The 1459-nt window shown below is 66.3% G+C and carries 1 protein-coding gene; it reads right to left on the bottom strand.

Annotation, left to right across the window (positions count from 1 at the left end; all coding sequences use genetic code 11):
* A partial coding sequence (locus ACF1B9_RS37965; RefSeq protein ID WP_391795988.1) for an amino acid adenylation domain-containing protein occupies positions 1–1459 on the bottom strand: 1459 nt, incomplete at both ends.

Genomic DNA, 1459 nt, shown 5'->3' with positions numbered 1-1459 from the left:
ACGAACACCAACTCGCCATCGCCTGTCCACCGGACCAGGTCCCCGGTCCGGTACATCCGCGAACCGGCCCCACCAAACGGATCCGCGACAAACCGTGGTGCGGTGAGACCGGGCAGAGCGTGGTAGCCACGGCCGATGTTCGGCCCCGCGACGTAGAGCTCGCCGGCTACTCCTCGTGGGACGAGATGGAGATCGGGGTCCAGGACGTAGACGTGGACGCCTCCGAGCGGGGTGCCGATCGGAGCGTTGTTCCGCTCGTCCATGGTGGACAGCGGCCGGGATGTCGTGGCGTAGAAGGATTCCGTTTGTCCGTAGGCGTTGAAGATCCGGGTTTCCGGTAGCGCCTGGTGGAGGCGACGGACCAACTCTGCGGGAAGTGCCTCGCCGGCGAGTACCGCGGTGTCCATGGTGACGGCTTCCGGCAGGTCGTCCAGCAGCTCGGCGAACGCCGACGGGACCGTGCTGACAACGCTTCCGGGCCACGTGTCGCGCCTGCCGAGCTCTAGCACGTCCTGAACCATGTCGACGGTGCCGCCGGAGGCCAATGTCGCGACTATTTCGAAGACTGACACGTCGAAACTGGCCGACGTGCTCGCCAGCGTGATTCCACCAGGCTTCATGGCGAACCGAGTGGCCAGTTCCTGCGCGCAGAGCGTGACGCTCGCGTGGGTGATCCCTACGCCCTTCGGGACGCCGGAGGAGCCGGAGGTGTACATGAGATAGGCGAGATTGTCCGGCAGCAGTGCGGGACGCGGGGGCGTACCGGCCGCGGTGACCTTGTCAACAAGGAGATGACGTGGACCGTTGCCGACGACGGATCCGGCTGTGGCGCTGTCGGTGACGACGACCGCCGGTGCCGCGTCGCTCAGCACGAACTCCAGTCGGTCCGCCGGATAGGCGGGGTCGATGGGCAGGTAGGTGGCGCCGGCTTTCAGGATTCCGAGGATGGCGGCGATCAGTTCCGGCGAGCGGGGGAGTGCGACCGCGACCACTGATTCGAGGTGTACGCCGTGCGCGAGCAGCGCGTGCGCGATCTGGTCGGCGCGTTCGTCGAGCTGCCGGTAGGTCAGTTGGCCGTCGGCGGAAGTGACCGCGATCGCGTCCGGCATCCGTGCCGCCCGCTTCCCGATCAGCCGTGGAACTGTGGTGACCGTTGCGGCTGTCGAAGTGTGGCCCCAGCTTTCGAGCAGTTGGTGGCGCTCGTCGGGGCGGAGTACGTCGAGGGTGCGAAGGGGCATGTCCGGGGTGGCGACCACCGTGCGCAGAACTGTTGTGAACCGGGTGATCAGCTGTTCGATGGTGTCCCGGTCGAACAGGTCGGTGGCGTACTCGACATGGCCGGCGTATCCCGGCCGGTTCGCGCTGTCGTCTGGTGGTTCGACGATGTTGAAGAGGAGGTCGAATCGTGAGGTGCCGGTTGAGGTGGGTTGGTAGGTGGTGTTGATGTTGCCGAGGGTGA

The sequence above is a fragment of the Streptomyces sp. NPDC014727 genome (assembly GCF_043083485.1).
Taxonomy (GTDB): domain Bacteria; phylum Actinomycetota; class Actinomycetes; order Streptomycetales; family Streptomycetaceae; genus Streptomyces.
The sequence above is the reverse complement of the archived record's forward strand: the minus strand, read 5'-3'. Positions and strand labels throughout refer to the sequence as shown.